The 16,323-nt window shown below is 51.9% G+C and carries 23 protein-coding genes; 15 read left to right on the top strand and 8 right to left on the bottom strand.

All coding sequences use genetic code 11. From position 1 onward, the window contains the following. Window positions 1-111 precede the first annotated feature (111 nt). The 5 genes from dapB (at window position 112) to KR100_RS06045 (ending at window position 3,340) form a co-directional block, all read left to right on the top strand. Window positions 112-945: a 4-hydroxy-tetrahydrodipicolinate reductase gene (dapB, locus tag KR100_RS06065; protein ID WP_038544061.1), complete on the top strand. Its 834-nt coding sequence runs from the start codon at window positions 112-114 to the stop codon at window positions 943-945. Between the two features lie 11 nt (window positions 946-956). Beyond that, window positions 957-1,607, top strand: a complete 651-nt coding sequence (locus KR100_RS06060; RefSeq protein WP_038544059.1) for a hypothetical protein — start codon at window positions 957-959, stop codon at window positions 1,605-1,607. A gap of 63 nt (window positions 1,608-1,670) precedes the next feature. Next, the gene (locus KR100_RS06055; protein ID WP_038544057.1) at window positions 1,671-1,919 is read left to right on the top strand and encodes a hypothetical protein; all 249 of its coding nucleotides are present in this window, start codon (window positions 1,671-1,673) and stop codon (window positions 1,917-1,919) included. Between the two features lie 38 nt (window positions 1,920-1,957). Then, window positions 1,958-3,106 (top strand): FAD-dependent monooxygenase, encoded by a 1,149-nt coding sequence (locus tag KR100_RS06050; protein WP_038544055.1) that lies wholly within the window; start codon window positions 1,958-1,960, stop codon window positions 3,104-3,106. A gap of 21 nt (window positions 3,107-3,127) precedes the next feature. Further along, a complete protein-coding gene (locus KR100_RS06045; RefSeq protein ID WP_038544053.1) occupies window positions 3,128-3,340 on the top strand; it encodes a DUF2949 domain-containing protein in 213 nt (70 codons plus the stop codon). Here KR100_RS06045 and KR100_RS06040 read toward each other — a convergent pair. Beyond that, on the bottom strand, window positions 3,331-3,894 hold the full coding sequence (locus KR100_RS06040; protein WP_204207792.1) for an adenine phosphoribosyltransferase: 564 nt from the start codon (window positions 3,892-3,894) through the stop codon (window positions 3,331-3,333). The genes KR100_RS06045 and KR100_RS06040 overlap by 10 nt on opposite strands. Here KR100_RS06040 and KR100_RS06035 point away from each other — a divergent pair. From KR100_RS06035 to KR100_RS06020, 4 genes are all read left to right on the top strand, one after another. After that, window positions 3,893-4,429: a DUF3038 domain-containing protein gene (locus tag KR100_RS06035; protein WP_038544051.1), complete on the top strand. Its 537-nt coding sequence runs from the start codon at window positions 3,893-3,895 to the stop codon at window positions 4,427-4,429. The two genes, KR100_RS06040 and KR100_RS06035, sit on opposite strands and share 2 nt — an antisense overlap. Before the next feature lie 10 nt (window positions 4,430-4,439). Then, complete coding sequence (locus KR100_RS06030) at window positions 4,440-5,087, top strand: DUF4335 domain-containing protein (RefSeq protein WP_038544049.1); 648 nt, start codon at window positions 4,440-4,442, stop codon at window positions 5,085-5,087. A gap of 96 nt (window positions 5,088-5,183) precedes the next feature. Then, on the top strand, window positions 5,184-5,429 hold the full coding sequence (locus KR100_RS06025; RefSeq protein WP_038544048.1) for a hypothetical protein: 246 nt from the start codon (window positions 5,184-5,186) through the stop codon (window positions 5,427-5,429). Further along, window positions 5,426-5,800, top strand: coding sequence for a hypothetical protein (locus tag KR100_RS06020; RefSeq protein WP_038544046.1), 375 nt, complete (start codon window positions 5,426-5,428; stop codon window positions 5,798-5,800). The genes KR100_RS06025 and KR100_RS06020 overlap by 4 nt, the downstream gene beginning before the upstream one ends. Here KR100_RS06020 and KR100_RS06015 read toward each other — a convergent pair. Beyond that, entirely contained in the window at window positions 5,785-6,249 is a 465-nt protein-coding gene (locus tag KR100_RS06015; RefSeq protein WP_038544044.1) for a hypothetical protein, read from the bottom strand. The genes KR100_RS06020 and KR100_RS06015 overlap by 16 nt on opposite strands. Window positions 6,250-6,392: 143 nt before the next feature. Here KR100_RS06015 and KR100_RS06010 point away from each other — a divergent pair, with 143 nt between their 5' ends. Beyond that, a complete protein-coding gene (locus KR100_RS06010) occupies window positions 6,393-7,121 on the top strand; it encodes a response regulator (RefSeq protein ID WP_204207791.1) in 729 nt (242 codons plus the stop codon). A gap of 470 nt (window positions 7,122-7,591) precedes the next feature. On the opposite strand, the gene KR100_RS06005 is transcribed toward KR100_RS06010, so the two are convergent. Beyond that, window positions 7,592-7,792: a hypothetical protein gene (locus KR100_RS06005; RefSeq protein ID WP_038544039.1), complete on the bottom strand. Its 201-nt coding sequence runs from the start codon at window positions 7,790-7,792 to the stop codon at window positions 7,592-7,594. A gap of 749 nt (window positions 7,793-8,541) precedes the next feature. Then, window positions 8,542-8,679 carry a photosystem II protein Y gene (locus tag KR100_RS14880; protein ID WP_071839851.1) on the bottom strand — a complete coding sequence of 46 codons (138 nt, stop codon included), beginning with the start codon at window positions 8,677-8,679 and terminating at the stop codon, window positions 8,542-8,544. A 234-nt stretch (window positions 8,680-8,913) separates the two neighbouring features. On the opposite strand from KR100_RS14880, the gene KR100_RS05995 reads away from it, so the two are divergent. After that, on the top strand, window positions 8,914-9,141 hold the full coding sequence (locus KR100_RS05995) for a hypothetical protein (RefSeq protein ID WP_038544036.1): 228 nt from the start codon (window positions 8,914-8,916) through the stop codon (window positions 9,139-9,141). 1,364 nt (window positions 9,142-10,505) lie between these two features. On the opposite strand, the gene fldA is transcribed toward KR100_RS05995, so the two are convergent. Then, window positions 10,506-11,015 (bottom strand): flavodoxin FldA, encoded by a 510-nt coding sequence (fldA, locus tag KR100_RS05985; RefSeq protein WP_038544032.1) that lies wholly within the window; start codon window positions 11,013-11,015, stop codon window positions 10,506-10,508. A gap of 90 nt (window positions 11,016-11,105) precedes the next feature. Continuing rightward, window positions 11,106-11,399, bottom strand: a complete 294-nt coding sequence (locus tag KR100_RS05980) for a 2Fe-2S iron-sulfur cluster-binding protein (protein WP_038544030.1) — start codon at window positions 11,397-11,399, stop codon at window positions 11,106-11,108. Between the two features lie 473 nt (window positions 11,400-11,872). Between KR100_RS05980 and KR100_RS17015 the strand changes: the two genes are divergently transcribed. Then, window positions 11,873-12,310: a DoxX family protein gene (locus tag KR100_RS17015; protein ID WP_156097937.1), complete on the top strand. Its 438-nt coding sequence runs from the start codon at window positions 11,873-11,875 to the stop codon at window positions 12,308-12,310. Window positions 12,311-12,495: 185 nt separating this feature from the next. On the opposite strand, the gene KR100_RS05970 is transcribed toward KR100_RS17015, so the two are convergent. Continuing rightward, window positions 12,496-12,861 (bottom strand): hypothetical protein, encoded by a 366-nt coding sequence (locus KR100_RS05970; RefSeq protein ID WP_038544029.1) that lies wholly within the window; start codon window positions 12,859-12,861, stop codon window positions 12,496-12,498. 254 nt (window positions 12,862-13,115) lie between these two features. Here KR100_RS05970 and KR100_RS05965 point away from each other — a divergent pair, with 254 nt between their 5' ends. Beyond that, entirely contained in the window at window positions 13,116-13,619 is a 504-nt protein-coding gene (locus KR100_RS05965) for a photosystem I reaction center subunit XI (RefSeq protein ID WP_038544026.1), read from the top strand. 329 nt (window positions 13,620-13,948) lie between these two features. Further along, the gene (locus tag KR100_RS05960; RefSeq protein WP_156097936.1) at window positions 13,949-14,116 is read left to right on the top strand and encodes a hypothetical protein; all 168 of its coding nucleotides are present in this window, start codon (window positions 13,949-13,951) and stop codon (window positions 14,114-14,116) included. A 391-nt stretch (window positions 14,117-14,507) separates the two neighbouring features. Here KR100_RS05960 and KR100_RS15690 read toward each other — a convergent pair whose 3' ends face one another. Continuing rightward, window positions 14,508-14,651, bottom strand: a complete 144-nt coding sequence (locus KR100_RS15690) for a high light inducible protein (RefSeq protein ID WP_156097935.1) — start codon at window positions 14,649-14,651, stop codon at window positions 14,508-14,510. A 290-nt stretch (window positions 14,652-14,941) separates the two neighbouring features. Between KR100_RS15690 and KR100_RS05955 the strand changes: the two genes are divergently transcribed. Then, window positions 14,942-16,294 carry an ATP-binding protein gene (locus KR100_RS05955; protein ID WP_038544022.1) on the top strand — a complete coding sequence of 451 codons (1,353 nt, stop codon included), beginning with the start codon at window positions 14,942-14,944 and terminating at the stop codon, window positions 16,292-16,294. Window positions 16,295-16,323 lie beyond the last annotated feature (29 nt).

Below are 16,323 nucleotides of genomic sequence, written 5' to 3'. Positions count from 1 at the left end.
CGTTTTGAGCAATGTGAAGAACCATACGGTCAGGTCAGGACCCTGGCGACGATTTCCATACGGGCGTTACACGAACAGCCCCATAGGCTTTGGGGCGTTCGCGGCACTTCAATGAGCTCTTCCGTTCCTGTCGTCGTGGCTGGTGCCCTCGGCCGAATGGGTGCTGAAGTGATAAAGGCGGTGATCGGTGCCGACGACTGCACCCTGGCGGGAGCGATCGACAACACCCCCGGCAAAGAAGGGTCTGATGTGGGCCTGGAGCTGGGTTTAGGTGAGCTTGAGATCGCCGTCACCGCAGACTTTGAAGGCTGTCTCTGCGCCGTCAGCCAGTCTGTGCGGGACAACGATGGCGGGGCGGTCCTGGTGGATTTCACCCACCCTTCGGTGGTCTATGACCACACCCGGGCGGCCATCGCCTATGGCATCCATCCGGTGATCGGAACCACGGGCCTCACACCGGCCCAGATCAACGACCTGCAGGAATTTTCGGCCAAGGCTTCGATTGGCGGCGCTGTCATTCCCAATTTCTCCGTCGGGATGGTGTTGCTCCAGCAGGCTGCAGCGGCGGCAGCACGGTTCTATGACCATGCCGAACTGACGGAGCTTCACCACAACCGCAAAGCGGATGCCCCCAGCGGCACCTGCATCAAGACGGCTGAACTGATGGAGGAGCTGGGCAAAGGCTTCAATCCTCCCGAGTTGGAAGAGCATGAGTCCCTGCCTGGCTGCCGGGGCGGACTCAGAGAGAGCGGTCTGCGCCTTCACTCGATTCGGCTGCCGGGTTTGGTGGCGCACCAGGAAGTGATGTTCGGGGCACCGGGAGAGAGCTACACCCTCCGACACGACACGATCGATCGCTCCGCCTACATGCCCGGGGTCCTGCTCACGGTTCGAAAGGTGCGCTCTCTTTCAGCCCTGGTTTACGGCCTTGAGCGACTGATCTGAGGGTTGTTTCTGTGCTTATCCCCCTGCGACCAGGAGAACTGCAACGGCTGATTCCTGCCGTGGCCACCGGCAATCAGTTCCGGGTGTCCCTGGGCTCCCCGCGGGACATTCTTCAGCGCGTGATGATTGCAGCGATCGGTGGCGTGATCACGCTGCTGATCAGTCAGAGCCAGATGACCAGTCGCTGGGGTCCGTTCTGGCTTGTGACAGGCGTGGTGTTTCTGCTTTATGTGCTCTGGGGACCGATCCTGCAGGCCAGTCAGCGCAACACCGGTCTGCGCCGCTACCCATCGGCTGCGCTGTTTGAAGGAGAAGTCGCTGACGTGAGCACACGTGAGCGTGTTGAGGGAAGCCGGGAGCAAGCCAACCAGCGTGGCGAGCTGGAGCTTGTGGAGAACCGTCGCACCTGGATGCTGCTGGAGCTGGTGGATGAGGATGGCTACCTGGGTCGCTTGGCATTCCCGATGGAAAAGCGCCATCAGGTGATTCGGGAAGGCAGCGTCATCCGTTGCCTGGTGCTCAGCGAGCGCAAGGATTTCTCCAGGATTGGAGCTCTCAGTGATGCCTGGTTACCGGGATTGCGGATCTGGGTTGGCGACTATCCGTACCTGTTGCGTCCAGCCTTTGAAGAGCTCTGCCAGCTGCGCCTGGCCCGACGCTGACCACTCAGGACACATTTCTTAATCCTGGTTTACAGTTCTTTGTAAACCAATCGAGTCCGCGTCATGACCCAATCGTCCTCAGCTCCTGTGATCCGCGGCGCCACAGTCACCACAGAAGATGGTGGACGGCTGAACGCCTTCGCCGCGGAACCTCGCATGGAAGTCGTTGAAGCGGAACGCGGCTGGGGTTTCCACGACCGTGCCGAAAAGCTCAATGGCCGTATGGCGATGCTTGGCTTCATCGCTCTGCTGGCCACCGAATTCGCAATGGGTGGTGAAGCCTTCACCCATGGCCTGCTCGGCCTGGGCTGACATCGCACTCAGGGCTGGAGGTCCGTCACACTCCGTGCATGGCCTCCAGCATTCCATCCAGTTTTCACATTCTTGGTGCCGGCCCCAGCGGAGCCTTGATGGCGCTGGCGCTCTCCCAGCTTGGGCACTCTGTTGATCTTGCAGATCCCAAATCTGATGCAGAGCTGAAAGCTCGGAGCCGGGCCTATGCCATCACCCATTCGAGTAGGCGGTTGCTCGAGAAGCTCAACGTCTGGACTGAACTTCTCCCTGCCCTTGTTCCGTTTCGGGAGCTCGATCTCAGTGACGCAGCCGTCGAGCGTCGTGTTCTGTTCTCTCTTCAGGATCTTGATCCGTCCTCTCGGGCCCACGGTGCCATCGGCTGGATCCTTGACCACCGCCCGCTGATGGAGGTCTTGCTCCACCGCCTGCGCTCTGAGCGCAAGGTTCAGCTCCATCTGGGTTCGCCGCCCCCAGGCCCTGATGACAATGCCCTTGTCATCGCTGCAGATGGTCCTGCATCCCCGGCACGACAGGCCTGGGGGATCAGGACATGGCTGCACCGATACCGGCAAGGCTGCCTCACCGCCAAGGTCGCACTTCGCGGTGTCGCCTCAGGGAAGGCCTATGAGCTGTTTCGTCCGGAGGGACCACTTGCCGTCCTGCCACTCTCGAATGGCTGTTTTCAGGTGGTTTGGAGCGCACCCATGGAGCTTTGTCAGCAGCGTGCCGCTTTGTCAAATGCTGCCTTTCTGGACCAGCTCGCAGGGGTGTTGCCGGATGGCATCGAACCAGACCTGCTGCTTGATCAACCCGCAGCCTTTCCGCAGCAACTCATGCTGGCTCGCCGCCTGTCATCGGGACGGGGTGTGTTGCTAGGAGAAGCTGCTCACCGCTGCCACCCGGTCGGTGGACAGGGGCTCAACCTCTGTTGGCGAGACGTTGAAACGCTTGCAGCGCTGGCGAGACAATCGGAGTCCGCCCGGAGCAAGGCCCGTCGTTATGCCAGCCGGCGTCTGGTTGATGTCGTTCTCGTCAGCCTGGCAACGGATCTGCTGGTGAGGCTGTTCTCAAACCGCCAACCGACGTTGTTGCCACTTCGTAGCGCAGCCCTGCTGCTGCTGGAGAAACTGGCGCTGTTCAGGCGGCTGAGCCTTCGGGCAATGACCAACGGGCCACTGCGGATTCTCAGTCCGTTGCCAAACTGATCATGACCACAGCCGGGATCGATGGTCGTTTGCAGTCATCCCCAGCCCATGCCCTCGGAGGCGCTGCAGCAGTTTCTGCAGCGACGTCTCGGCCTGAGCACGAATGCCCTGAATCTGGGGATGCGACAGGCTGAACTCGAACAGGCACCTCTACCGATCGTGCTCTGGAGTTTCGGACTGCTCAGCCTTGAGCAACTCCAACAGGTCCTCGACTGGCAAAACACTCAGGAATAGCCAAACAGCGCCTGACAGGGCACATCGGCGGGAAGCGCCTTGCGCCCCTGCAGACCAGTCAATTCGATCAGAAAAGAAAATCCAGCCAGCCGTCCTCCAGCACGCTTCACCAGTTCACCTGTCGCTGCTGCGGTGCCACCAGTGGCGAGGAGGTCGTCAACGATCAGAACCGAGGGTTGCTCAGCCAATGCGTCGTTCTGGATTTCGAGGCGATCCGATCCGTACTCAAGGGCGTAATCGATTCCGATCACGTCGCCTGGAAGTTTGCCGGGTTTTCGCACGGGTACGAATCCCAGACCTTGCGCCTGGGCAAGAGCAGCTCCGACCAGAAAGCCTCGCGCCTCAATTCCCACGATCAGATCCGGCTGCAGGTCAGTGCAGATCGCCCCGAGTCGACGCAGGGCCTCGGCAAACGCGTCCGGAGACTTGAGCAGGGGTGAAATGTCACGGAACAGGATTCCCGGCTTGGGAAAATCAGGAATCGCTCGGATATGAGACTCGAGGTCCAAAGCTTGATGACGCAGATGCACGACCCCTGGCATCATCGCAGCCATGACTGAAGCTCCATCGCAAAGCGGCTCCCGGCTCAGCCGCCGGGGGGTTGAGCGCCTCGACCTGCTCCTGCTGACCATCGAAGCCCTTGATCTCAATGGCGGGGAGGCCATGCTCTGGACCAGCCAGCAGATGGGGTTGAAGGAACGATTCCCGAACCGCGTTGAATTGTGGAAGCGGCGTTGTCACAACCCTCTGAGACGCTCTACCCGCCGGGAACCGATGGATCCAATCGACGCTGAGTCGTTGATCTGTCTGGTCTGTGCTATGGCAGAAAGGCTTTACCCGATGCTGCATCAGCTGCTCTCGGCACGGGAACCGGAACAGCTCACACAACAGCGTTGGGCCCTGCTGGATGAACGTCTGAGGGATCTGATCGAGGAACGGATGAACCCTCGCCGAGGGGCTGTGGTTCGCTTGCTGGATCCACTGCAGAGCGGGGCTCTCCAGCGGCAGATGGTCAACACCCTGGCCCTGGTCGCTGGGCCTGGGGGGATCGATCGTCTACGGGCAACCCTGCTGGATCCGACACCCTGAACCCGAGACCATGTTGAAGAACTCCTACCGATACGAACAGACTGCAGCCCGCCTGGTGGTTGAGGGTTATCCCGATCTGTCAGCCGATCAGGGCAACGACAGCATCGGCATCCTGTCCGGATGGCAGCTTCAGCTCGTTGCAGCTCCGGAACTGGAAGGCACACGCGAGCATCTTGAAGCCCTGATGGCGGTTGTGATGCCCTACGCCCGTCATCAGCTGTCCGGCGTCGGCCGTCGCTTCGAAACCGATCAGGGCTTCGTCGTCATCTCTCCGGAAGGAGACCGTCATCAACTGGAGCTGCGCAGCAGCCGCGATGGCGTGGAGCCGTTGAAACTGAGAATCGACGATGCCGAACTCAGCGACCTTGTGCGTGTTCTGGATCGGCTCAGGCTTGATCAACGGGTTCAACTGGCCTGGCAGCTACCAGCCGATCAACCGCTGGCCCGCCACGAGCTGGTCGAGCGGATTCCCCTGCAGCGACGTTTCGGAGCCCCTCTTCTCGGCGGTCTTGCCCTGGCCGTCAGTGCACTGGTTGCCATGGTGATCCCCTTGCCGACCATCGAGACTCCTCAGCCTGCGGTTGAATCAGCTGCAGACTCAACCGAAACCAGATCGGAATCGACGGGCAGCAGCGACTCGAACGGCAAAAACGACTGAACGAGCGTCAGCCAGGAGAAGAGCAGCAGCCAGGCGTTGACTCTGCAGACGTGTTGACCAGAATGAAGGTTCCGGGCACACGCGGAACTCAGCTTCATGGTGGCCACCTGGTCTGATCTAAGACGACGGGTTGCCAGGATTGGAGCCTCACTCGATGTTGTCGTCCGCAGCGATCCTGAAGTCTGTGGACTCAGCGGCTCCGGGTATCACCTGACCCTGCATCACAGTGGCTACGGCGACTGCACCGTCGGCCAGCTCACCCTGATCGACTGCCCAAATGAGCTGGTGCTGATCGAATTTGAACGCTGGATGCGTGGCGCTGGCCACCAGTTTGTGCCATGACCTCAATGAGGCGCCCAAACCATCCCGTTCCGAAGCCGCGACGGGTCTTCCAAAGACGCCGCAGAGTCCCAGCGGGTGTGGTGTTCCGGCAGCTGTCGGCGGTGGTGCTGATGCTGGCCGGGAGCTGCGGCATCATCATCGGGCTGCAACGACTACCCGAGCAGGTCGACGTTGTTTTGCTGGTGAGCGAAGCGGTTGCCGATCTCATCCGGGGGGTGCAGCAACTGCTGGAGGCATTTCTGGGACTTGCCGCCGTTGTTCTGATCGCGGCACTCGTGATCCTGGCCACGGTTCTGATGCTGGGCGGACTCTGGCGGTTGCTGCGATTGATCCTGATGCTCACAGGACGGCCGTCTCAGGGTCGACGCTGAGGAGGAGCCAAGGAGCGCTGGCTGTCCCAGAGTTCCTGCAGCGTGATGCTGCCATCACCGTTTCGGTCAAACCCATTGAACTGACGGGCCAGCCAGGGAATCGAGCTGGCTTCACGGCGACTCAGTTTCTGATCATTGTTTTGGTCGGCCTTGCGGAAACGGCGTTTCAAACGGCGGCCACTGGGAGCGTCCGGGGTTGGCCCGAAATCATCGATCACGAGATAGCTGCGGTTCTTCTGACGCTTCAACCGGCGCTTGAGGGCGCGATGACCGTCCAGTTCACCGGCGTCGAGACGACCGTCTCGATTGACATCGAGTCGGATAAACATCTCTTCCATCCTGTTGTTGTACACACGCATGACCTGTCCGCTCGGACCAGCCAGGGCTGGACCTGACAAGACCAGGATGAGGAACAGCCATCGAACCCCGGATCGCTTCAGAACAGTCATGGCCACAGCCTATGGACGCTGCCAAGGGCTGACGATGACTGAACCATGACCGTCGGCCTGCAGCTGTGACAGGGTCCGTCTGGTCCGCGACAGCGATGCGGGCACTGCATACGATCGGCAGACCACCGTTCTGACTCGTCAGCATGTCCCGAACATCGATGGTCTGGGTCGTTGACGATGACCCGGAACTCCGAAAGATGGTCGGGACTTACCTGCTTGACCAGGGTTATGACGTGCGCTGCCTCTGTGACGTCAAGCAGCTCGAGGCTCGCCTTGAGATTCAACGCCCGGATCTGCTTGTCCTCGATCTGATGATGCCGGGTGACGATGGACTCACAGCCCTCCGGCGACTGAGGGATGCCGGTGATGACCTTCCGGTGGTGATGCTGACGGCTCGGGGCGAGGCCGTTGACCGGATCATCGGCCTTGAACAAGGTGCCGACGACTACCTGGGCAAGCCATTTCTGCCGAGGGAACTCACGGCCCGTATTGAAGCCGTGCTGCGACGTCGCAGCGCCATGCCCGCAGGCACTCCGGTGGCAGAGGGCGGCCAGGTGAACTTCGGAGAGAACGTGCTCGATTTGTCGGCACGCACGTTGTTCAAGGATGGCGTGCCGGTGGTGATCACCAGTGGCGAATTCAGTCTGCTCGCCTCATTCGTGCAACACCCCCATCGGCCGCTCTCCCGGGACCGGCTGATCGAACTTGCCCGCGGCCCAGGCTGCGACACCGACAGCCGCAGCATGGACGTGCAGATATCGCGGGTACGCAAGCTCGTGGAACCGGATCCGACGCGCCCTCGCTACATCCAGACGGTTTGGGGGTACGGCTACGTCTTTGTGCCTGATGGCGAGCCTCGTTCCAGAAAGTAAGTCTGAGACGGGGCTGGTTGCTGGGTCTGACCACAGAACCAGCCCCAGTGCAACCAGAACCAGACGTTGAGAATGGCCCCTGCCCTCGAACTTCGGCGGAGGTATTGGCGTCAGGGACGATGGCGTCGATGCGGAATCCACGCAGACTCAAGAACTCATTCAGCAGCCAAGCAGGATGAAGAAGCCAGGGACTCCCGCCGGCAACGCAACTGCCTCAGCATTTTGCTGTTGAGATGGCAGGAACAAGGCTGATCCCTCAGCTTGTCGCAGGATGGTGATTGATGACAGCTGTGAAAAGCCTCGGCATCGTTCCGGGTGAAACGAGCGCGTTTCCTGCGCGAATCGTCAGGGCTATCAAACCAATGCCAATGCTTTTAAAGGACATACAAATGGATCATTTTACGCCGCAAACCTGATCAATTGCGCTTCATGATCTTGTTATCGCGGCAGACTGAAAATAAATGGCTCTATCAAATGATTGATCCGCAGATTTTGACGGCCAGATCGATGGCAAAGCTCATAACATCAAAAAGATTCACATCAATTTGTTTTGCTTTTCTGGCAACAAGTGCCTTGCTGCAGTCTTTCATCAACAGCGACGATCCCACAAGCGCTTTTGTTGCAGTCCTACCAGCACTCGCCGTCATCAGCATGGCCTGGTTGACAGCCATTCGCCTTGTTCTCCCGAAGCCTGACAATGCTTGAAAACAATCATGACCTTCCCAAAGGATTCAGAGCACTCGGCTTTATGTTTTTCATGTGTGGAGGATTCTTTCATTGCATCGATTTTCTGGGAGTCGAAAAAACCCTGGAATGGGGGACAGGGATGGGATTCCTACTGACATTGGCTCTCACGATTTATTTTTGGGGTAGCTACATCGCAAGAAACAAATCCTGGAGATCGATCTTCTGAAACAACCAACGCAGTGCAGGAGCCTAACGCACGACAACACATGATGAGAATTCCTTACTTTTAGCAGAACAAAGGATTATCGCAATTATGAAGCCGAAACAAGACTGTTTCAATCTCGAATACACGTTTTTAGAGACAAACTTCCGAAGCTTTACAGCCGGAAAAGCAAAATCCCGGGCCACGCATGAAGGCCATTCTGATGCGCGACAACTTTTGGTTCAGACATTGAAAAGCATTCCCTTACGGGGGAACAAACCTAACCTTGGTTGAATCAAAACAGAGGATCAACTTCACCTGCCAAAACAATTATTCCGTTGAATCAATCAGCTTTACGAAGACAATCAGTCGGTAATCCGCCACAGATCGAAACGATCAATGGCGTGACCACCATGGCGACAACCAACAATCCCGTCGGCTGAGGAATTGACTGTCGCGACGAAAGCACTAAAACTCCTGCGCAAATCATGATATAGATGATTAAAAAAAACATAGACCTGAAGGAAACTTTCATCTGTCACTCGTGTTTTTCTTGAAATCAAGCAGGGCTAGCTGAATCTGTCCCAATGCTGCACGACCGATATTGTAACCAGCCCAGGAGAGTGCCAGAAGTATTGGGAAAACGACAGCGATAATTCGAAAATCCATACACGAAATGGAAAGCCAAAAAGGTTTAATCAGCTTATAAAATTTAAATCAGACCGATGAACGAGCAGTGTCAATTAGAACAAAAACGCTGTAAAGTTAATTCAGCAGCGGTTATCATTTTATAGCCACATATTTAACTGGCTCAAATAAGTCCGCTTACTTGATATTGTAAAATCCGATTTGCTCGCCAAAAATCATTACTAGACTACCAAGAGATCTTGAACATCTGACAAGATGATCGAGCCCAATTGGGATTATTTCTGCAACGCACCTTTGGATCAAGGCGTCATTCGTTTTGAAACCAAAACCGAAAGAGCCCTTCATGCCAAAGTCGTGGCAACTGAAGCCAACTGGATGGAATATCAGAGCCATGAACGCCTCACGAAATTGTGGGAAGCCAAAAAGGATTTAGAGGCTTTTCAACAAGGCCGTGGAGTCAGGCGAAACATGGGCAAGACTTGAACAATCACAGATCAATATCTAAATCAACATACAAAGCGGCGATTGCACCAATTGCAATTCCTGTATAAACAATATAACACCAAAAATTGATCCATATCAATAGATCACGAAACACTCCTCGAGAAAGCCATGATTGAACCTCAATTGACTCATTAATCTCTTATTCGCAATGACTTGGATGCAACAATGCTGCAGCCAAGCAGTTACAAGTGGACGAATAATTTGAACCATCCAACAAGATAAAATTGAAACAATAGTATATAGCAACCAGATATAAAGTATAGAAAATTTCAATGACGTGAACCAAGATTATACTGCTATCGCACTTCTTCTCCTAACTGCGATACCTCTCGCAGCTGTTGCCATTACGGCTTTTTTCTATGTGCGTACCAACAGTCGTAAAACTCCACTCAGAAGAGAAGATTTCTACCGCTAATTGTACTGATATAGTCATCTCATGCTCAAGACGATTTGCCGGAGCATGGTGTCGGTTGACTGTTGAAAGCTCAGGAAGTTGACGGTCTGTAGCTTCAGACATGATTCCCAAGAGGACGTGCTCAATGGACATTGCCGGGACATTGCTCGACACGCCATCGAAGCCTGAGAAACGATGCAGACATCAGGGCATTCCAAACTGTGCCCTCCGGATTGGCGACGTTGACTCGTACGGGGGGATCAAAAAAACCAAAACCAGAGCCAGTCAATGGCAACGAACAGGTCTGCAGACACCGCGCAAAAGCCTGTTCGCGTCCATTCGGTTCAGCGCATGAAGCGAGAGGAGATCAAGGTCTGCGAAGTCAAGCATTTGGAAGATTCTGCAGATCTGCTGCGAACCACACTCGAAATTCGACTCAACTCGCATTTAACGGCCAAGACGTTCAACAGGCTTTATGGGCTTGGGCGCGCTCGGTCACCAGATCAACCACTGCAGACTATTCAACGTCAATGAGATCAAGAAACGTCAACACTGAGACCGTTTCACTTCTGCCCGTACAACCTCATGAATCGCTCTCTTTGTTTTTGGTGAAAGAGCTTCTCAGGATCCAGCACATGACAATGCTGCAGTAGCTTCACTTGCCTGAACATTCTTGACAACTCATAACTTGCGCCAAACTCTCTCATTCGCGAAACAGATTCAAAGCACTATTGTAGCAACAAAGTGGCGTATCGCGTTCGTGCCTTGTTACTTGAGGAACTCATTTCTGGCCCCCTAAGCTTTTGAGTGAAGAACAATAATGGTGATGAATTCTGTTCAAGGTGATTTCCACGTAGAATAGAAACAGAGCAAAGAATCGAAGCAAAATCAATACCTACATGTTTTATCGAAATGTGAATTGTAGGGCTATTTTTAATTTATAGATCTCTCAAACCTGAGACGTGATTTGGGCAACCCATTGCGAGAGTCTTCCTTCTGTTTTTTCAGATTCATTATCTTCATCAATTGGCAGACCGCAGAACAATCCATCGATATTACTCTTTGAAAAATCAAAAATATAATCATCGATTGGGACCTGTCCAATCATTGTTGCCCCGGCCTTCACAAAGGCTGTGTACAACTCTTCCATTGCATCGCAGAAGTACTTGCCGAACGCAGCTGAATCGCCAAGTCCAACAATGGCTACAACAGTGTTTGAAAAATCAAGGCCTCGAATATTCTCCAGATGTTGATCCCAGGAAGTACCTGATCTTTTTTCAAGAGCACCGGTATTCCAGGTGGGAATGCAGCAGATCAATGCTTCGGCTGCTGTTAAATTCTTTGTTTGGTCGATATAGTCAAGATCTTTTAATTCAGAGCATGGAATAAGTTGATGCAATCTTTCAGCGATATTTTCACTGTGGCCAGTGGCCGTGGCATAGACAATCGTGAAATTCATTCTGGTGAGATGTTTGTGGTATAAAAATAAAAATCCAACCGAGGCTATTGAATAGACTCCTGCGGAGAAAGTCTGCGATTAACCTTTAATTCAGTAAAGCTGATCTTCTACATCACTCTCGATCACCAAATCCGAGCTTGGATAACAAACACACAACAGAGCAAATCCAGCTTCGAGTTGGTCGTCATCCAGGAAACTCTGATCACTTTGATCAACTGTGCCTTCGAGTATTCTTCCTACACATGTAGAGCAGGCACCCGCTCTGCATGAATATGGAAGATCGATACCACTCTCCTCTGCAGCATCGAGAATGTATTGATCTTCAGAACACTTAAACGATTGACTCTTGTCATCAAGCTTGATGGTGATTTGATGCATCAACATTTCGCGAATCAGAAGTCACAATTTAATTGTGATCATATTTTCAATAAATGGCCAGGGAGCAAGCTCAATATTTTGAATCTGTCATTAACATTGATATGTTTCAAATGTACATGACAACGCCTTGGCGATTGAATAAATTTATTATTTATTACACGTTTATTGTTGATCGAATGTGCTTTTAATTACATTACCCAGTAAAAAATATCTTACAGTATTACGGCTACGAACATATCCAGACGAGCATTCAAGCGTCATGACTGGATGATTACAATTTTTGCCTGAAATTAAAATAATAGTTACAAATTTCCCCCGTGAATGAGGGGAGGATGTGGTTATTGCTCGTTGGATTGTTAAATTTGCAACATCAGGTTATCACCATTTCTTTTTCGTGCTGCTGTCAGCGTTGTTAAGTATAAAGATGCAGCCAAATAACATTGGAAACAAAATCTAGCTACAGGATTCTTGAATCTGGAGTGATTGTTCTGGTTCGATTATCGATATCAACCTTGATGATCCATCACGGGCTTGAAAAACTATCCGATCCCCAAGGATTCACAACATTTATAATAGATAAGTATTTTGACTATCTCCCATTAAATCATCTGTACTGGACATATTTAGCCGCCTACACACAATTAATAGCGTCAGGACTAGTCATCTTTGGATTTTTTTTCAGGCCCGCACTAATTAGCTTGTCAATTACAATGGTATTTGCTCTTGTTTTTCATTTTCTTGATAGCGGTTTGCAAGGTGCTCCATTTGCAATCGTAGAAGCCCACAACTATGAGTATGAGACATCTTCTTTATATCTGATTGCGTATCTTACTTTAATGGTTTCAGATGCAGGGCAATTTAGTGTCAAGCATTCGCTTTCCAGGTACATTCCAGAAAACATTAGGTGGTTGGCATAGCATTAATTATGTCAAATAAAAACTGCCTTTACTTGTTTCTTTACTTGTATGTCTTCACGAGTTCACTAATATCTGTATTCATTTTTGATCAAATGAAAATTATGATGATGCCATCTTGATAGACACATTTAATTCCAAGCCATATTTTATCACTATTTCGTGTAAAAAAAGTTATGGCTCAAAATCTAGTATGAAAAGCCCAGTGTGGCAAATGTTCCCTTGCCTAAAATAATCAGGACTGCCGTAGATGTGAATATAGTGAGGCTGACATTGACCAAATCAAAAATAACTGGACTTTTAACGCTCGGGATGTCCAAGTCTTCAGATTGATTGATCTCATCCCAGTAACCAAAGACAAAGCCCTTCTTTAATTTAAGATTTCTGGAACCTGAGATTGCGCTGTATCCATATTTTTGAATCATTATATTCTGGTTTTTGATTTTCGATGATTCCTGGAGAAATACTCGCTGGGTCCATTCTGCATGGGTCACGATTCCGATGGCGACCCAAAGGATGGAAGAAAGCCCAATAATCGCGCTGAGGTAAGTCATTTTTATTTTATTTTATCCACGCTTGATTCTCATGCAGAACTTATTATCATCACGAGTGATACATAATTACCATACAGGCATATCATTTATTATCCGCGCAAGTTAATTACGATTAAAACATGGGCTGTCTTTGTCAGTATTGGAATTAAAATATTTCTTGAGCAGGAACTTTTGTTACGCGTTTCTAGATCAAAAGTTCTCTTGAACAATCAGGTTTTTGTCATAAATGGATCAGGGGTAAACCTTCGAAAATAATGAACAACAATCCAAGACTCCCAAAAAGTCTTGTCCAGCCGGTTCAGGACCCATGCGTCGGTGATCTTGTTACACCAGTGAACAGCAGCTTTCTGATCAAGTCTCTGATCAATCAGTTGCCGGTGTACCGACAAGGCCTTTCGCCTTTCACAAGAGGGGCCCAGCTGGGTGCATCCTTCGGCTACATCCTGTATGGGCCCTTCACACTCCTGGGACCAATGCGATCAAGTGAATTTGGAACACTGATCGGTCTGTTTTCTACGGTTGGTGCCATTCACATTCTCACTGCCTTGTTTTTTCTCTACGGCCAAGCCGGTGGGTCATTTTATAGCCCTCTTCCCGGCCCAACTGTTACCCAACCACCCCTTGAACTGTTCAATCGATCAAGCTGGGGGAAATTCACGAACGGTTTTTGGTTAGGAGGCTGTGGCGGAGCAGTATTCGCTTGGTTCGTTTACACCAACGCTTTTGTTCGAGAGATCTACAGCGTCTTCTTTGAATGACATCCTTTAACTCATTGTAATTTCAAACAACCATTTCCAATAAAGCTTTATCCATAAAATTGAATCGTTAGTAATCGAGAAACGAATCATGCCAGATCCCCCACCGCTATTAATAAACCATCTGTTTATTCATTTATTTTGGTGAAACAAAATCTCAGCTCAAACGGGAAAATTTCAGATCGATCATCAAGATTATAAGTTTTTAAGTTCAAATTCTCTCTTTGTTATGTGCTGGAACTCCAAGTTACAAAAATCAGAAAACCCCTGTACTGAATGACCTCATTAAAGTATGCTAAGCACACAAATAAATTATGACCCTCCTGAGATCAATGACTGATTTCGCATTCAGCTACGGCAATCTCGAGATGAGCAATCTCAGTGCTTTTGCAATTGCTTTGACAGGAGTGGTTTCTATTATTTTTTTCGTGGTGGCTACGCTCAACACAGATACTCAGGGTCTGATCGAATCAGCCGTTGAAAAGCTTGATAATCAGTAAAAAATTTCAATCACCTTTTGATTAAGTTATTAAATTGGAAAAGTTTTTATGGTTTTTGAATCAGAGCTGGTGGACCATCATTGAGTAGACGGACGCAGAGTACATCTGACTTTCTTGCGAGTGCCTTAGGCCATTTAATCCAATTTGAACTGTTATAGCAGCTAATCGTGATGCCCTATCCATTTCTATATACGTTTCAATCAATCACAAAAATAAATTCTGATTTTTGGAGTTCAGAAAACTTTTCGCAAATAATTTGTGAATGACAGAATCACAACCAAGAGGAATAATATTAATGTTTTACGTTATGAGACTTTTTTTACGAGATCATGCAGTTTGCGAATAAGACAACCTTTTTCAATCTTCAGCTGAATCCATCTAGATGGTCAATTCAATTGAAGATTCCAAATACCTGTTGAATAATTCCCTGGCCTGTAATCCATTCAGTGATTAACCCAATGGACAGCCCAAGCATTGCGAGTCTGCCATTCAGTTTTTCGTTGAAGACCTTGGTCGGATCGGGTGTGGGTGCCATAAAAGACCTAGAGAGCAACGCAATTGTAAAGAGATGTAAACCGGTCTTGGTGTGACATTTTTTACAGGCTCTGAATCACATTTCGGCCTCCGCTAGTTCAACTCAGCGCGCAAGGCCAGCGGGCACCTGTGGATTGAATCAAAAAAAATAACGTCGTTTTCCAGCTGTCTTTGGATTTTTTGTACGGATCCAGGACCTCGTTGCGGCAACTTATGAGTAACGCGCTCACGGATGATTGGCTTTCCAGTTCTTTAGACCGGGCGCACGCTTCTCTCCCGCTGACCATTGAAATGAACCGGGCCATCCCCTGGTGGCGGCTGATCCTCAGGCTCAGCCTCTGGAGCGGATTGCTGCTGGGCAGCTGGATGCTGTGCCTGCTGCTGCTGCAGGCGCTGTTCGGCCGTCAACTTGAACGACTTCAGACCGTTCAACTCGGTCGGGAGCTGGCCTTGAGCATCCGCCTCACTGAGCTGACTCTCGAGCGTTACCCGCCGATCCTGATCAATGAACTGACTGGTCTTCAGCTGGCGGTGATCATCCGACCGCCTCGGCCGACAAGGACCCGAGGGGAACGCGATTCGCGAATCACCGGCTTGCAACGAGAACTGTGCGCCCGCCTGTCCCACTGCCCATTGCTGGTGCCAGCACGCCGATCAGGTACGAGCGACCAGGTGTGGATCGAATTGATCTCACCACTGGAGCCGGTCTGGCTTCGGGCTGAACTGCCCACGGTGCGCGCCTGGCCACCTGAACCGACCTTGCTGATGGTTGGGCTGGCCGGTGCCGTGATCATCACCGGCGTTGTTTACCTGCTTGTGGAAGTGGAGCGGCCGCTGCGAGGTCTTGAACGAGCCCTGTCTCGCGTGGGCGAGGGCTCCGATCCACCCGCTGTTCCCGCACGTGGAGCCCCTGAGGTGCAGCGGATCACCTCCCGCTTCAATGCCATGGTGGTGCGTCTGGCCGCCAATCGCCGCGAACGGGCCACGATGCTGGCGGGCATTGCCCACGACCTCAGGGCACCGATCACCAGGCTGCAGTTCCGGCTTTCGATGCCGTCTCTTGATGCCAGCGAAAAGGAACGTTGCAGCAGAGATCTTGACGCTCTGGAAAGGATTACGGACCAGTTTTTGTTGTATGCCGAAGGGGGAGAAAACGAAGCACTGGTCACCTGTCCACTCGATCAATGGCTGGCGGAGGTGGTGGCCGGCTACTCCCCCGACCAACTTGAGCTCAACCTGGAGCCGGTCAACGCACCCGTCCGGCCGGTCGCGCTTGGCCGCGCCGTATCAAACCTGATCAACAACGCTTTCACTTACGGCACGCCACCCATCGTTGTTCGCCTGAGGAAGGACGGGGTGCAGCTTCGGATTGAGGTCTGGGATCAAGGCAAGGGCATGTCTGCCGATCAGTGGGACCGGGCCCTTCAACCCTTTCAGCGACTCGATGAAGCCCGTGGCGAACAGGGTCACTGCGGCCTGGGACTGGCCATCGTCAACCATGTGGTCGAGCGCCATGGCGGCACGCTCCAATTCCAACAAGCCGACGGATCGGTGGGGCCATCCCCCGGTCGCTTTTGTGCTGCTTTATGCATTCCCCTCGACAGTTCGGGACGGGGAATGTTCAAAAAATCTAAGCATCAATGACTTCTTAACCTATCGCTGGCATGAAGGGG

The sequence above is a fragment of the Synechococcus sp. KORDI-100 genome, from assembly GCF_000737535.1.
Classification (GTDB): domain Bacteria; phylum Cyanobacteriota; class Cyanobacteriia; order PCC-6307; family Cyanobiaceae; genus Parasynechococcus.
The sequence above is the reverse complement of the archived record's forward strand: the minus strand, read 5'-3'. Positions and strand labels throughout refer to the sequence as shown.

Coding starts and splice junctions, on each gene's coding strand:
- dapB (WP_038544061.1), top strand. CDS start 112: ATGAGCTCTTCCGTTCCTGTCGTCGTGGCTGGTGCCCTCGGCCGAATG.
- KR100_RS06055 (WP_038544057.1), top strand. CDS start 1,671: ATGACCCAATCGTCCTCAGCTCCTGTGATCCGCGGCGCCACAGTCACC.
- KR100_RS06050 (WP_038544055.1), top strand. CDS start 1,958: ATGGCCTCCAGCATTCCATCCAGTTTTCACATTCTTGGTGCCGGCCCC.
- KR100_RS06045 (WP_038544053.1), top strand. CDS start 3,128: ATGGTCGTTTGCAGTCATCCCCAGCCCATGCCCTCGGAGGCGCTGCAG.
- KR100_RS06035 (WP_038544051.1), top strand. CDS start 3,893: ATGACTGAAGCTCCATCGCAAAGCGGCTCCCGGCTCAGCCGCCGGGGG.
- KR100_RS06040 (WP_204207792.1), bottom strand. CDS start 3,894: ATGGCTGCGATGATGCCAGGGGTCGTGCATCTGCGTCATCAAGCTTTG.
- KR100_RS06030 (WP_038544049.1), top strand. CDS start 4,440: ATGTTGAAGAACTCCTACCGATACGAACAGACTGCAGCCCGCCTGGTG.
- KR100_RS06025 (WP_038544048.1), top strand. CDS start 5,184: ATGGTGGCCACCTGGTCTGATCTAAGACGACGGGTTGCCAGGATTGGA.
- KR100_RS06020 (WP_038544046.1), top strand. CDS start 5,426: ATGACCTCAATGAGGCGCCCAAACCATCCCGTTCCGAAGCCGCGACGG.
- KR100_RS06015 (WP_038544044.1), bottom strand. CDS start 6,249: ATGACTGTTCTGAAGCGATCCGGGGTTCGATGGCTGTTCCTCATCCTG.
- KR100_RS06010 (WP_204207791.1), top strand. CDS start 6,393: ATGTCCCGAACATCGATGGTCTGGGTCGTTGACGATGACCCGGAACTC.
- KR100_RS06005 (WP_038544039.1), bottom strand. CDS start 7,792: ATGGCTGTCAACCAGGCCATGCTGATGACGGCGAGTGCTGGTAGGACT.
- KR100_RS14880 (WP_071839851.1), bottom strand. CDS start 8,679: ATGGATTTTCGAATTATCGCTGTCGTTTTCCCAATACTTCTGGCACTC.
- KR100_RS05995 (WP_038544036.1), top strand. CDS start 8,914: ATGATCGAGCCCAATTGGGATTATTTCTGCAACGCACCTTTGGATCAA.
- fldA (WP_038544032.1), bottom strand. CDS start 11,015: ATGAATTTCACGATTGTCTATGCCACGGCCACTGGCCACAGTGAAAAT.
- KR100_RS05980 (WP_038544030.1), bottom strand. CDS start 11,399: ATGTTGATGCATCAAATCACCATCAAGCTTGATGACAAGAGTCAATCG.
- KR100_RS05970 (WP_038544029.1), bottom strand. CDS start 12,861: ATGACTTACCTCAGCGCGATTATTGGGCTTTCTTCCATCCTTTGGGTC.
- KR100_RS05965 (WP_038544026.1), top strand. CDS start 13,116: ATGAACAACAATCCAAGACTCCCAAAAAGTCTTGTCCAGCCGGTTCAG.
- KR100_RS05960 (WP_156097936.1), top strand. CDS start 13,949: ATGACTGATTTCGCATTCAGCTACGGCAATCTCGAGATGAGCAATCTC.
- KR100_RS15690 (WP_156097935.1), bottom strand. CDS start 14,651: ATGGCACCCACACCCGATCCGACCAAGGTCTTCAACGAAAAACTGAAT.
- KR100_RS05955 (WP_038544022.1), top strand. CDS start 14,942: ATGAACCGGGCCATCCCCTGGTGGCGGCTGATCCTCAGGCTCAGCCTC.